At 66.8% G+C, this 12896-nt stretch carries 13 protein-coding genes and 1 riboswitch; of the genes, 7 read left to right on the top strand and 6 right to left on the bottom strand.

Annotated elements, in window-relative coordinates:
- Positions 1 to 6 precede the first annotated feature (6 nt).
- Positions 7 to 777 (top strand): IclR family transcriptional regulator, encoded by a 771-nt coding sequence (locus tag ACH438_RS07230; protein ID WP_397002188.1) that lies wholly within the window; start codon positions 7 to 9, stop codon positions 775 to 777.
- Positions 778 to 781: 4 nt separating this feature from the next.
- On the opposite strand, the gene ACH438_RS07225 is transcribed toward ACH438_RS07230, so the two are convergent.
- On the bottom strand, positions 782 to 1990 hold the full coding sequence (locus tag ACH438_RS07225; RefSeq protein ID WP_397002184.1) for a M20 family metallopeptidase: 1209 nt from the start codon (positions 1988 to 1990) through the stop codon (positions 782 to 784).
- Positions 1974 to 3311 carry an MFS transporter gene (locus tag ACH438_RS07220; RefSeq protein ID WP_397002182.1) on the bottom strand — a complete coding sequence of 446 codons (1338 nt, stop codon included), beginning with the start codon at positions 3309 to 3311 and terminating at the stop codon, positions 1974 to 1976. Before ACH438_RS07220 ends, ACH438_RS07225 begins: the two co-directional genes overlap by 17 nt.
- Before the next feature lie 117 nt (positions 3312 to 3428).
- Between ACH438_RS07220 and ACH438_RS07215 the strand changes: the two genes are divergently transcribed.
- Together ACH438_RS07215 and ACH438_RS07210 are read left to right on the top strand one after the other, a co-directional pair.
- Entirely contained in the window at positions 3429 to 4457 is a 1029-nt protein-coding gene (locus tag ACH438_RS07215; RefSeq protein ID WP_397002180.1) for an Lrp/AsnC family transcriptional regulator, read from the top strand.
- Between the two features lie 218 nt (positions 4458 to 4675).
- On the top strand, positions 4676 to 5125 hold the full coding sequence (locus tag ACH438_RS07210; RefSeq protein WP_397002178.1) for an SRPBCC family protein: 450 nt from the start codon (positions 4676 to 4678) through the stop codon (positions 5123 to 5125).
- A 25-nt stretch (positions 5126 to 5150) separates the two neighbouring features.
- On the opposite strand, the gene ACH438_RS07205 is transcribed toward ACH438_RS07210, so the two are convergent.
- On the bottom strand, positions 5151 to 5717 hold the full coding sequence (locus ACH438_RS07205) for a TetR/AcrR family transcriptional regulator (protein ID WP_397002176.1): 567 nt from the start codon (positions 5715 to 5717) through the stop codon (positions 5151 to 5153).
- 92 nt (positions 5718 to 5809) lie between these two features.
- Between ACH438_RS07205 and ACH438_RS07200 the strand changes: the two genes are divergently transcribed.
- From ACH438_RS07200 to gcvH, 3 genes are all read left to right on the top strand, one after another.
- Complete coding sequence (locus ACH438_RS07200) at positions 5810 to 6931, top strand: zinc-binding alcohol dehydrogenase family protein (protein WP_397002174.1); 1122 nt, start codon at positions 5810 to 5812, stop codon at positions 6929 to 6931.
- Positions 6932 to 6973: 42 nt separating this feature from the next.
- On the top strand, positions 6974 to 8734 hold the full coding sequence (locus ACH438_RS07195) for a CocE/NonD family hydrolase (RefSeq protein ID WP_397002172.1): 1761 nt from the start codon (positions 6974 to 6976) through the stop codon (positions 8732 to 8734).
- Between the two features lie 39 nt (positions 8735 to 8773).
- A riboswitch (glycine riboswitch) is annotated at positions 8774 to 8861 on the top strand.
- A gap of 158 nt (positions 8862 to 9019) precedes the next feature.
- Entirely contained in the window at positions 9020 to 9436 is a 417-nt protein-coding gene (gene gcvH / locus ACH438_RS07190) for a glycine cleavage system protein GcvH (RefSeq protein WP_397002170.1), read from the top strand.
- Between the two features lie 11 nt (positions 9437 to 9447).
- Here gcvH and ACH438_RS07185 read toward each other — a convergent pair whose 3' ends face one another.
- Entirely contained in the window at positions 9448 to 9594 is a 147-nt protein-coding gene (locus tag ACH438_RS07185; protein WP_397002168.1) for a DUF6307 family protein, read from the bottom strand.
- Between the two features lie 213 nt (positions 9595 to 9807).
- On the opposite strand from ACH438_RS07185, the gene ACH438_RS07180 reads away from it, so the two are divergent.
- Entirely contained in the window at positions 9808 to 10899 is a 1092-nt protein-coding gene (locus ACH438_RS07180; RefSeq protein ID WP_397002166.1) for a fatty acid desaturase family protein, read from the top strand.
- On the opposite strand, the gene ACH438_RS07175 is transcribed toward ACH438_RS07180, so the two are convergent.
- Entirely contained in the window at positions 10896 to 12116 is a 1221-nt protein-coding gene (locus tag ACH438_RS07175; protein ID WP_397002164.1) for an alpha-hydroxy acid oxidase, read from the bottom strand. The genes ACH438_RS07180 and ACH438_RS07175 overlap by 4 nt on opposite strands.
- On the bottom strand, positions 12113 to 12874 hold the full coding sequence (locus tag ACH438_RS07170; RefSeq protein WP_397002162.1) for an SDR family NAD(P)-dependent oxidoreductase: 762 nt from the start codon (positions 12872 to 12874) through the stop codon (positions 12113 to 12115). Before ACH438_RS07170 ends, ACH438_RS07175 begins: the two co-directional genes overlap by 4 nt.
- Positions 12875 to 12896: the final 22 nt, after the last annotated feature.

The raw sequence follows: 12896 nt of genomic DNA, 5'->3' as shown, positions 1-12896 counted from the left end.
ACTCGAATGGTGACCGCAGCTCCGACCGACATTCCTCCCGGCACCCAGACGCTGGCCCGCGGGCTGGCGGTCATCCGTGCCGTCGCCGATGGCGCGCACGATCTGCGAGCGGTGGTGGAGCGCACCGGCCTGGGCCGCAGTACCGCGCACCGGCTGATCCAGCTGCTCGTGCACGAGGGGTATCTGCGCAGCGGTCACCGCGGGTACACGCTGGGCCCGGCCCTCATCGAGCTCGGATTCAAGGCGCTGCACGGTAATCCGCTGCCGGTAGTGGCCCGGCCGATCCTCGAAGAGCTGTCGGCGAAGGTGCTCGACACCGTCCACCTGGCGGTCGAGGACGACGGATCGGTGCTCTATCTCGACAAGCTCTCCGGCTCGCGGGGCGCGGAAATGCGTTCCCGGGTCGGCTACCGCATGCCGCTCACGCGCGCGGGCGTAGGCAAGGCCCTGCTGCTGGATTCCGCGCCGCGCTGGGCGGCCCTGTTCGCCGCCGACAATGCACGGGTCGCAGACGGAAAGGGCGGCGACGCAACGGAATTCCTCGCCCGCATGACGGAGTACGCCCGGATCGGCGCGAGCCTGGATCTGGAGGACAATGAACCGGGCATCCGCTGCGTCGCGGCCCCGATCCGCGATGCCTCGCGAAACATCGTGGGCGCCATCAGTGTTTCGGCGACCACGCCCTATATGCCGGCCGAGCGCATGCGCGGGCTGATCCCGGTGGTGCGTCAGGCGGCCGGGCGGATCTCGACCGATCTCGGGTATCGCGAGGACTGAGCGGCTAAGCCGCGTCGGAACGATGTCCTTCGTCGGCGAGGCGGCGAATCGCCAGTTCGGCGTACAGCGCCGCGCCGTCGGCGAGCACCGATTCGTCGAAGACCGCGAGCGGGGAGTGATTCGCCGGTGCGCGTTCGGGTTCCGAGCCGGCGGGCGCCGCGCCCAGCATGAGCATGACGCCCGGGACCTCGTCGAGCACGCGCGAGAAGTCCTCGGACCCGGCGACCGGGTTGGGGGCCCAGGCGTATCGCTCCTCGCCGTGCAGTTCCGCGACGGTGGCCGCGGCGAACTCGGCCTCGCGGGCATCGTTCACCGTCACCGGGTACAGCTCTTCGTAGTCGACGTCGGCGGTCAAGCCGTGCGCCTCGGCCAGACCGCGCACCATGCGCACGATACCGTCCTTGATACGGGCATGCGCCACCGGCGAATACGAACGCACGGTCGCCTCGAAGTGGACCTCGTCGGGGATGACATTGTGGGTGGTGCCGCCGTGGATGGAGCCCACGGTGATCACCACCGGATCGTGGATGTCGAAGCCGCGGGTCACCAGAGTCTGTAGTGCGATGACCATTTCGCAGGCGGCGGGGATGGGGTCCTTGGCCAGATGCGGCATGGAACCGTGCCCGCCCGCACCGCGCACGGTGACCCGCACATTGTCCGAGGCCGCGAGGCAGGGGCCGCGGCGGGTGCTGAACAGCCCGGTCGGGGCCATGCTCATCACGTGCAGCGCATAGGCGGCGATCACCCGATCGCCCGCGGCGTCGAGGACGCCCTCGCCGATCATGCGCCGGGCCCCGTCGTAGCCCTCCTCCCCCGGCTGGAACATGAACACCACATCACCGGCGAGCCGATCGCGGTGCGCGCTCAGTAGCCGGGCCGCGCCGGCCAGCATGCTGGTGTGCATATCGTGGCCGCAGGCGTGCATCCGTTCACCGTGTGCGGCGAAGTCCAGGCCGCTGCGTTCGGCCACGGGTAGTGCGTCCATATCCCCGCGTAGCAGCACCGACGGGCCCGGGCGGGCGCCGCGCAGTACGGCGGTGACCGAGGACAGGGATGAGCCGAGGCTGATCTCCAGGCCCAGGCCGTCGATCGCGTTCAGGACCTTCTCTTGCGTCAGGGGCAGGGTGAGACCCAGCTCCGGTTCCAGGTGCAGACTCCGCCGCAAGGTGACCAGCTCGCCCTGTAGCTCCCGTGCGTCATCGCGAACCGACATCCGAGTTCTCCTTCGTGCTTGCGGCAGTGAACAAATCGACCTTCATGACCGTGAAGGTGCAGGCGAACGAGGCGAGCACCGCGCCCGCGACGTAGAACGGGATCACCGTGCTCAGGCCGATGCCGATCAGCCATTCGGCCAGCATCGGGAAGGTGCCGCCGAAGACGGCGATCGTTGTGGCGGTGACGATTCCGGTGCCCACCGCCCGCACCTCGACCGGCATCAGCATGGCGCAGAAGACGTGCCCGACCGACATGCCGGTGACCATCAGCAGGCCCAGCAGAATCGCGGCGACTTCGAAGGGCAGCACCCCGTGCACCATGGCGAACACGATGGGCAGCAGGCACACCGCGGCGATCGCGTAGGCGATCCGCATGACGCGCAGCAGCCCGGCGCGGTCGGCCAGCAGGCCCGCGAACGGCATGGCGATCAGCACGATCGCCAGCACCGGCGTCATCAGCGACGAGGCCGTGGTCGCATCCGTTATCCCCAGCGCCGCAGCGTATTTCGGCAGATAGACGAGCGCGAAGTAGTAGCCGATCGTCATGCCGAAGGTCGACAGGAAGACGGTCAGCACCGCCCAGCGATGGTTGTTCAGGATCGAGAGGATCGATGGGCGGCGTTGCGGCTCCGCACGATTCGCCTCGAGTAATTCCTCGGACTCCGGCGCGAAGCTGCGCACCCACAGCGCGAGCAGCCCGAGCAGGCCGCCGGCCACGAAGGCCCAGCGCCAGCCGCCGTGGTAGATGGCGTCCGAGCCGATGGTCGCGTTCAATACCGCCACCATGCCGAAGGCCAGCAGCGAGCCGAACATGACGCCGCCGTAGGAGATTGCGCTGAACAGGTAGCGGTGCCGCGGCGGCGCGGTCTCGGCGACATAGGCGGCCACGGTCGGGCCCTCGCCGCCGTAGGCCATGCCCTGCACCACGCGGATGGCCACCGCGAGGACCGCGGCCCAGACGCCGATCGAGGCGCTGCCGGGCAGCACGGCGAAGACGAGGCTGGCGGCGGAGACCAGGCTCATGCTCACCAGCAGACTGAATTTCCGTCCGCGCGAGTCGCTGAGCCGGCCGAGGAGCACGCCGCCGATCGGGCGGGCCAGGAAGCCGACGGTGAATCCGCCGTAGGCGGCCAGCATGGAGCTGAGGGAGTCCCCGCCGAACAGGTCCGCGGCGAAGTAGACCGCGAACACCACGTAGATGCTCCAGTCGAAGGATTCCACGATGGCGCCGACGGTGGCGGCCGTGAGTTCGCGGCGGCGATGGGGTGCGACGGGTGTCCGGTGAGTTGCCGACGGCCGCAGCGTCGAGGCGTCAGTCATGCGTTCTTCCTTTCTGACCGAGGTCAGACAGACGAGCAAACGTCCTGCTTCGGATGTTAGATTGCGGTGGCAATCGGACAGCCATCTCTGCATCTATAAATCAGATTGTGAGGCGAAATGCCGGATCTGCTCGCGATCGATGATCTGGAGCTGAAACTGATCAACGGGCTGCAGATCGATCCGCGGGCGTCCTGGAGCCTGCTGGGCAGTGTGCTCGGCATCGATCCGGCGACCGCGGCGCGGCGCTGGAATCAGCTGGAGTCCGACGGGCGCGCCTGGATCGCGGTCTATCCGGGGCCGGCCTCGCTGGCGTCGCTGGTGCTCGCCTTCATCGAAGTGGGTTGTGCGGCAGGCGAAGCACATCGGGTCGCGCAGCGGCTGCGCGACGAGCCCGGTGTCGGCACCATCGAACACATCACCGGGGAGGGCGATCTGCTGCTGACGGTCGTGCTGCACGACCTGGCCGCGTTGTCGTCGTATGTGCTGACCTCGCTGGGCACCACGCCCGGGGTACAGAGCTGCCGCACGCATGTCGTCACCTCGGTTCTCACCGAAGGCAGTCGCTGGCAGCTGCGCGTCCTCGATGCCGCGCAGCAGGAGCGAATTCAGGCCTCGGTCCCGCGGGCCGCGCACGGCACGACGCCCCTCCCCCGCCCCGACCCCGAGTTCCTGACCGCGCTGGAGCTCGACGGCCGCGCGAGTTCCACCGAACTGGCCGAGCGCACCGGTGGCAGTGCCAGCACCATGCGCCGCCGGCTCGGTACCGCGCTGTCGACCGGTCAGGTGACCATGCGCTGTGAAGTGGCGCAATCACTCTCGGGCTGGCCGGTCAGCGCGTCGCTGTGGTGCCGGGTGCGCCCCGAACGGCTCGACGCCATCGCCCGGCAACTCGCCACACTCCCGGAGACGCGCCTCTGCTGCGCGGTCACCGGCGGTCGCCCCAATATGCTGATCTCCGTCTGGCTGCGGTCGGTCGCCGATATCAACCGGTTGCAGGCCGCGCTCGCCGAACGGGTCCCCGACCTCGAAATCCTCGATGTGGCCTTGGCTCTGAGCCATGTCAAACGGCTCGGCCGGGTGCTGGACGAGGAAGGTCGCGCCACCTCGATCGTGCCGATCGGGATATGGCCCTTGACCGCACCGTGATTCGCGCGGATTCCGGTGCGGTCGGCGGAGCGCTTGCGAATGCGATTTCATTTGCAAAGTCGCAGTTCAAGTGAATTTACGCTGCTGTTGTGCTCTGATTTTCCGTATGTCAAGATCGTTCTCGCCGGCGCGGGGGGATTGAAGGCAGAGGCGGTCGGTTATCTGGATCGATAGTCCATTCGTTCACCGCGCCTGCATATTTCGGAGGATCAGTTCTCTTGGGAGCGATACACCTCAGCAAAGACGTCCCCGGCACACCCGAGGCGTTGTTCCGCACCATCGTCGCCCCACCCACGTGGGAGTACTGGCTGGGCATCCACCGCGAGTTCGTCGGCCGCCCACCGCAAACGCTGGTCGAAGGCTCCACCCTCGTCTCCGAGGTGCTGGTGCACGGCATGTCCGAAGAAGTCGAATGGACCGTCAAGAAGCTAGAAGAGCCGACCCGAGTCGTGTTGCGCGGCAAGGGCAGAGCCGGCGTCCAATGCGACCTGGCCTACCAGCTACAAGGCTCGGAGAGCGGCACCACCGTCACCGCCAGCGTCGCCTTCACCGGTCCCCTGATCACCACCAATGTCACCAAGGTCCTCGTCGAACAGGGCTACCCCCAACTCGACCGCACCCTCGGTCAACTAGCCGAACTCGCCTACGCGCTGCACGGGCGACGCTGAACCCGATTCGGCGCAGGGGGCCGAATCACGAAGGCGCGCCGACGGCTCGGCGCAGATCGGCGAGCGATTGCTGCATGAGGATATGCAGGTCTGCGGTGGCGTCTTCGACCCAGGCGGCGTAAGCCGCAGTGAAGACGGCCACCGCCGCCTGCGCGGCCAGGGTGGCGATATGGGCCGGGATGCCGCGCCGGCCCAAACTCTCGGCCATGGCCGCGGCCAGTGCGGTCATCTTGTTCAGATCGCGTTCCTGTAGTTCGGATGAGGACGCGATGAGTTGCCGGCGGGCAGCGGCGAATTCGCTGTAGCCCGCCAATTCCTGACCGGCCCGCGTCAGCGCGCCGATGGCGACCTCGATAGGGGCGAGGTCCGCGTCGCTCTCGGTCAGATGGCCGACGACACTCGCTTCGAATGCCTGTGCGCCGGCGAAGAGCACTTCCCGTTTGTCGGTGAAGTAGTTGAAGAATGTGCGCTTGGTCAGGCCGGCGCGCTCGGCGATCTCGGCGATCGTCACCGCGGCATATCCGCGTTCCGCGAACAGCTCCATGGCTGCCTGCTGCAGCCGTCTCTCGGTGTCCGGTTCCCAACGTGCCATGCGGCCAAGATACGGCATTGCACTTGGTGTAATCACATGCGACACTCGTGACTGCACCAAGTGCAATCACTCGATTCCGAGGAGCCTGTCCGATGCCGACCAATGCCGCCGCCTGGATCAACGCCGAAAAAGCCCAGCTGGAAGTGGGTTCCGCGCCCTACACCGCACCCGCTGCCGACCAGATCGTGGTCCGCAACCACGCCATCGCCATCAATCCGCTCGACTGGATCATCCAGCTCGCGGGCAACCTCGCTTACCGCTGGCTGCGCTATCCGGCCGTGCTGGGCGCCGATATCGCGGGCGAGGTGGTCGAGATCGGCAGTGCGGTCACCCGTTTCCGCGTCGGTGATCGGGTGCTCGCCCACGCGGTCGGCACCGACAAGGACAGCAACAGCCCCGCCGAGGGCGGATTCCAGCTCTACACAGTCGTATTGGAGCGGATGACCGCGCCGATTCCGGGCACGCTGCCCTTCGAAGACGCCGCGGTACTCCCTCTCGCTGTCTCGACCGCGGCGTGCGGACTGTTCCAGACCGACCAGCTGGGACTGCGGCCTCCGACGGTGGACGCCACCCCCACCGGGGAAACGGTGCTGGTGTGGGGTGGTTCGACGAGTGTCGGGTCGAATGCCATCCAGCTGGCCGTCGCCGCCGGCTACGAAGTCATCGCAACGGCCTCGCCGCACAACTTCGACTACGTGAAATCCCTTGGCGCGAGCGCTGTCTACGACTACAACAGCCCGGCAGTCGTCGCGGACGTCACTGCGGCGTTCGAAGGTCGCACCCTGGCGGGCGCCATTGCCTTCGGCCCCACCTCCGCCCGATCGTGTGTACAGATCGCCGGCGGGTGCCGAGGCAACAGGTTCGTCGCCCTCGCCACCCCACCGGTCTCCTTCGACCATCTGGCCGACCCCGACCGCCCCCGCTTCGCGGTCCCCCGCCTGATCCTGCGGCTCATCACTTCCAATGTGGCACTGCAGTTCTCATCGAGACTGCGCGGTGTCCGCACCAAGTACATCTTCGGCACCACCCTCAAGTCGAACGAGGTCAGCACCGCGATCTACCGCGACTTCCTCCCGGCGGCCCTCGCCGACGGCCGCTATCTCGCCGTGCCGAAACCCTTCGTCGCCGGACACGGCATCGCGGACATCCAGTCGGCCATGGACATCCAGCGCAAGGGCGTCTCGGCCGCGAAGGTCATCGTCACCCTGCCCTGATCCATTTCGACCATCACAGCTATTCACCGGAGGACACAGACCATGAACGACCCGGCAACCTCAGGCCCATTCCGTGTCGATGTGATCGGCGATATGACCATCGAATGGGACGTCCCCATCGAAACCGATGACGGAAACATTCTGCGCGCCGACGTCTTTCGCCCGACCGCGGAAGGCGTCTACCCCGCAATTCTCGCGTACGGCCCGTACGGGAAAGGCAAACCGTTCCAGCAATCGTGGCCCGCACAATGGCAGCAGATGGTCGACGACCATCCGGAGATACTCGACGGTTCCAGCGGCAGGTACCAGGTCTTCGAGCTGGTTGATCCCGAACAATGGGTGCCCGACGGGTATGTGTGCGTGCGCGTCGATTCCCGCGGCGCCGGCCGGTCACCCGGTTTCCTGGATCCGTTCTCTCCGCGCGAGACCCGGGACCTGTACGAGTCGATCGAATGGGCGGCAGCTCAGCCGTGGAGCAATGGCCGAGTCGGGCTCAACGGCATCTCATACTTCGCCATGATCCAATGGCCGGTCGCCGCGGCGCAACCGCCGCATCTGAGCGCGATGTGCGTCTGGGAGGGCGCCGCCGACCGCTACCGCGATGCCACCTATCACGGCGGAATTCTGTCGACCTTCACCGATTCCTGGTATGCGAGAACGGTTTCGGGGTCGCAGTACGGCATCGGTGCGAAGGGCGATCGCAATCCCCACACCGGGCTGCTCGTCTGTGGTGACGAGACATTCACCGAGGACGAGCTGGCGCAGCGCCGGGTGGACCTCGGGCAGGTGGTCCGAGAGCACCGTTTCCTGGATGACTATTACCGCGACAATGCTCCCGACTGGTCCCGAATCACGGTGCCGCTGTTGTCCGCGGGGAACTGGGGTGGCATGGGACTGCACCTGCGCGGCAATACGCGGGGCCTCGAACTGGCTGCGTCGCAGGACAAATGGCTCGCCATGCACGAGGACGACCATCTGTCGCTGTTCTATGCCCGGTACGGCACGGACCTGCAGCGGCGGTTCTTCGGGCACTTCCTGAAGGGCGAGGACACCGGCTGGACCGAGCAGCCCCGTGTGCATCTGCGGACTCGGCATGCGGATGGCCATGTCGGCGAGCGCACCGGATCGGACTGGCCACTGCCCGAAACCGACTGGACCCGTTTATATCTCGATGCGCACGACGGCTCGCTGGGCGCGAAGCCATCGACCGGCGCATCGGTGACCTACACGGGCAAGGCCGGCCGAGTCTCCTTCAGCTACGTCACTCCGGTCGACCTGGAGTTCGCGGGGCCGGTCGCGGCCAAGCTGTTCATCGCCTCGTCCACCACCGACGCGGACCTGTTCCTCGTGGTGCGCGCCTTCGCACCCGATGGCAAGGAGATCGTCTATCGCGGTGCCAACGACCCGAATGTGCCCATCGCCCAGGGCTGGTTGCGGGCCTCGCATCGCGCGCTGGACCCGGAGCGATCCCGGCCGTACCTGCCGGTTCACCCGCACGAGCACGCCGAGCCGCTCGTTCCCGGCGTCATTCATGAGGTCGATGTCGAGATCCTGCCGACCAGCCTGTACCTGCCGGCCGGGTACACGCTGACGCTCGATATCCAAGGCCACGACTACATCCATCCCGGGGCGGTGCCGGAAGTGCTTCCGGATCACCCGATCCCGTTCACCGGCTCCGGTCTCTTCCTGCACGACGACCCGGACGATCGGCCCGCGGACATCTCCGCGGGCAGTCTCACCGTGCATACCGGCGAGAAGTACGCCTCGCATCTACTGCTTCCGGTACTGTTCCAAAAGCAGTGAAGATCGCCTACTGTTCCACACACAATTGAAGATCGCCGTCGACGTGCAGCGGGAGAGTCTCTTCGGAGACGCCGTAGGAGCAACACCCTCCCCGGGAATCTCTCAGGCCCAATACCGCAGTGCCGAGGCAACTCTGGAGAAAGACGCCGGTTCCGACCGGGTCTTACCGAAGGTGAACAGCGTGCTCGCGGGTGCGCCCAAACTCTCAGGTCACAGGACAGAGCGGGGAGGTGACCATGCCGAGGTCCGGTGCCCGCCGGACACTGTCGAACAGGGAGTCACCTCATGTCCGAACCTCGTACCGCCGCCGCGCTGCCCTACGATCTCAGCTACTCCGATGAGCACGAATGGGTTGCGCTGGAGCCGAATTCGGCGCTGCCGGACCATCCGGTCCGGATCGGGCTGACCACGGTCGCGGTCGCGGCGCTCGGCGATCTGGTGCATGTCGAGTTGCCGGCGGTCGGGTCGACGGTCATGGCCGGTGAGACCTGCGGTGAGGTCGAGTCCACCAAGGCCGTCTCCGATCTCTACGCGCCGGTGACCGGGCGGGTGACGATCGTGAATGCCGCCGTCGTCGAGGATCCGGCGCTGATCGGGACCGATCCGTACGGGGAGGGCTGGCTGTTCGCGGTGCAGCCGACCGCACTGGGCAAGCTGCTCAGCGCGGCCGAATATGCCGCTGTCACTGAGCAACCCGCCTAGCAGCGGCTGGATCAGCGGATCTTCTCGGGGATCGTGTCGAGGGCGCGCAGCACCTGCACGGCGAGTGCCGTCGCGGCCTTCTCATCCAGTTTCGAGTTCTCCCGCACGGCATCCCGCACGCGGATAACTCGAAGCTCGTAGGGCGTTTTCACTGCCATGTCGTGCCGCCTATCAGTAGTTGGGCATTCGTTCGGCCAGGTGGCAGCCTCAACTGGACCTACAGCGTAGACATACGTCGCTGACACCAGAAGCCTACAGCACCGGAATGCGGCGGTAGAATGGAGAATCCTCTCGTCCTGTGACGATTCAGCTGGGCACCAGTGTCGCGGCCGGCGATATCGGCATCGATATCCGAAAGTCAGGCGACCACCATGTCCACACTCGTCGCGTCCGCAGACGGCCCGTTGACCCTGAGCCCGGCCCAGCTCGAAGAGATCGGCCGGCAGCTGGACGGTCTGCGCACCCGCATCACCGCCGATCTGGGCCAACGGGATCGCGAGTACATCTACTCGATCATCAAGGCGCAGCGCAGTTTCGAGGTCGCGGGCCGCGGCCTGATGTACCTAGGTTTCCTGCCGCCGTGCTGGCTGGCCGGCGTGACCGCCCTCAGCCTGTCCAAGATCCTGGACAATATGGAGACCGGCCACAATGTCATGCACGGCCAATGGGATTGGATGCGCGAGCCCGGCCTGAATTCCCGAGTCTTCGAATGGGACCTGGTGTGCCCCGCCGACCAGTGGAAGCACTCCCACAACTACATCCACCACACCTACACCAATATCCGCGGCCGCGACCGCGACCTCGGCTACGGCTTCCTCCGCATAGACCCTGAGCAGCAATGGAATCCGTACTACCTGGGCAACCCTCTCTACGCCTTCCTCCTGATGATGCTCGTCGAATGGGGCGTGATGCTCCACGACCTGGAAGTCGAGAACATCATCCAGGGCAAACGCCGCTGGCCCGACCTCAAACGCCTCCTCACCGCCCAATGGCGCAAGGCCCGCCGCCAAGTAATCAAGGACTACCTGGCCTTCCCCCTACTGACGGGCCCCCTCTTCCTCCCCACCCTGGCAGGCAACGCCACCGCCAACATAGTCCGCAACATCTGGGCCTACTCGATCATCTTCTGCGGCCACTTCCCCTCCGGCGTACAAACTTTCACCGAGGAGGAAACCGCCAACGAGACTCAGGGCGAATGGTATGTCCGCCAAATGCTCGGTTCCTCGAACATCACCGGCAGCAAACTCTTCCACATCCTCTCCGGCAACCTCTCCCACCAAATAGAACACCACCTCTTCCCCGACCTCCCCGCCAACCGCTACCAAGAAATCGCCCCCGAAGTCCGCACCCTCTGCACCGAATACAACCTCCCCTACAACACCGGCCCCCTCCCCCGCCAAATCGCCTCGGTATGGCTGAAAATCATCCGCCTCTCCCTCCCGCCCATCATCACCGGAACCTAGGCGCGGCCGAGTAGGCGGACGTGGTGGGGTTCGAGTTCGGCGATGGAGGTGACGCCCAGAAGTTTCATGGTGCGGAGGAGTTGGGTGTGGAGGATTTCTATGGCGCGGTTCACGCCGGGTTCGCCGCCTGCCATCAGGCCGTAGAGGTAGGCGCGGCCGATCAGGGTGAAGTTGGCGCCCAACGCTAGAGCTGCGGCGATGTCGGCGCCGTGCATTATGCCGGTGTCCAGGTGGATTTCGAGGTCTTTGCCTACCTCGCGGGACACCTCCGGGAGCAAGTGGAGAGGGACGGGGGCTCGATCCAGTTGGCGGCCACCGTGGTTGGAGAGGACTATGCCGTCCACACCCAGGGCGGCCAGGCGTTTGGCGTCGTCTATGGTTTGGACGCCTTTCACCAGGACCTTGCCGGGCCAGTGGTCGCGGAGCCAGGTCAGGTCGTCGAAGCCGACGGTGGGGTCGAACATGGCGTCGAGGAGTTCGGCTACGGTGCCGGACCAGCGGTCCAGGGAGGCGAAGGCCAAGGGTTCCGTCGTCAGGAAGTCCCACCACCACCAGGGGCGGCGCAGGGCGTCGAGGGCGCCGGAGGCGGTGATGGACGGGGGGACGGTCATGCCGTTTCGGGCGTCGCGCAGGCGGTTTCCGGCTACCGGGACGTCGACGGTGACGACGAGGGTTTCGAAGCCGGCGCGGGCGGCGCGGTCGACCAGTGCGAGGGAGCGGTCGCGGTCGGTCCACATGTAGAGCTGGAACCAGTTTCGGGCCGCCGGGCCGGTGGTGGCGGCGATGTCCTCGATGGCGGTGGTGCCCATGGTGGAGAGGGTGAAGGGGATGCCTGCGCGTTCGGCGGCTCGCGCGCCGGCGAGTTCGCCTGCGGCGTGCATCATGCGGGTGAATCCGGTGGGGGCGATGCCGAAGGGCAGGGTGACACCGGCGCCCAGAACGGTGGTGGCGGTGTCGGTTTTGGAAACGTCGCGCAGGATGGCGGGGCGGAATTCGAGGTCGGTGAAGGCTTGCCGCGCGCGGTTCAGGCTGATTTCGGCGTCGGCGGCGCCATCCGTGTAGTCGAACGCCACCTTCGGGGTGCGTTTGCGCGCGAGTTCTCGGAGATCCCAGATGGTTTGGGCGCGTTGGAGTTTCCGTTCACGTCCGGGGAACGGGCGTTCGAACTTGACCAGGGGTGCGAGCTCGCGCGGGCGCGGCATGCGGCGGGCGGTCATCGGGGCACCACCGCGGGTGCGCGCAGGCGCAGGGAGTGCATGCCCGCGTCCACCTCCAGCATGGTGCCGGTGGTGGAGGCGGCGGCGGGTGAGGCCAGGTAGGTGACGGCGGCGGCCACTTCGGCGGCGGTGACGAGCCGGCCGTGGGGTTGACGGGCCTGCAGCGCAGCCAGTTCCGCGTCCGGGTCGGCGGCCGCGGCGAGCAGTCGCTGCACCCACGGGGTGTCGACGGTGCCGGGATTCACACAGTTCACGCGAATGCCTTCACTGAGGTGGTCGGCGGCCATCGCGCGGGTGAGCGCGAGCACCGCTCCTTTGCTGGCACTGTAGACCGCGCGGTCGGGCAGGCCCGTGGTGGCGGCGATGGAGCAGATGTTCACGATGGCCGCGGCGGGCGAACGGCGCAGGTGGGGCAGCGCGGCGCGGCTGACCCGGACCAGGCCGAAGAGGTTGACCTCGAACACCTTTCGCCATTCGGTGTCGGTGTGATCGACGATAGTGCCCTGGGCGCCGATGCCCGCGCAGTTCACGACGATATCGAGGCCACCCATGGCCGCGGCCGCCGCGCTCACCGCGCCGCGCACCTCGGTGTCGTCGGTGACATCGCAGTGCAGGTACCGCCCGTCCGGTGGCGGTTCCAGGTCGAGGACGGTGACCTGTGCGCCTGCGGCCCCGAGGGTTTCGGCGACGGCCCGCCCGATGCCGGAGGCTCCACCGGTGACGATGGCGGCGGTTCCGTCGAGTGTCTGCGGCGACATGTCGATCCACTCCTATGGCGAT

It is taken from the genome of Nocardia sp. NPDC020380 (assembly GCF_044386975.1).
GTDB lineage: Bacteria > Actinomycetota > Actinomycetes > Mycobacteriales > Mycobacteriaceae > Nocardia.
The sequence above is the reverse complement of the archived record's forward strand: the minus strand, read 5'-3'. Positions and strand labels throughout refer to the sequence as shown.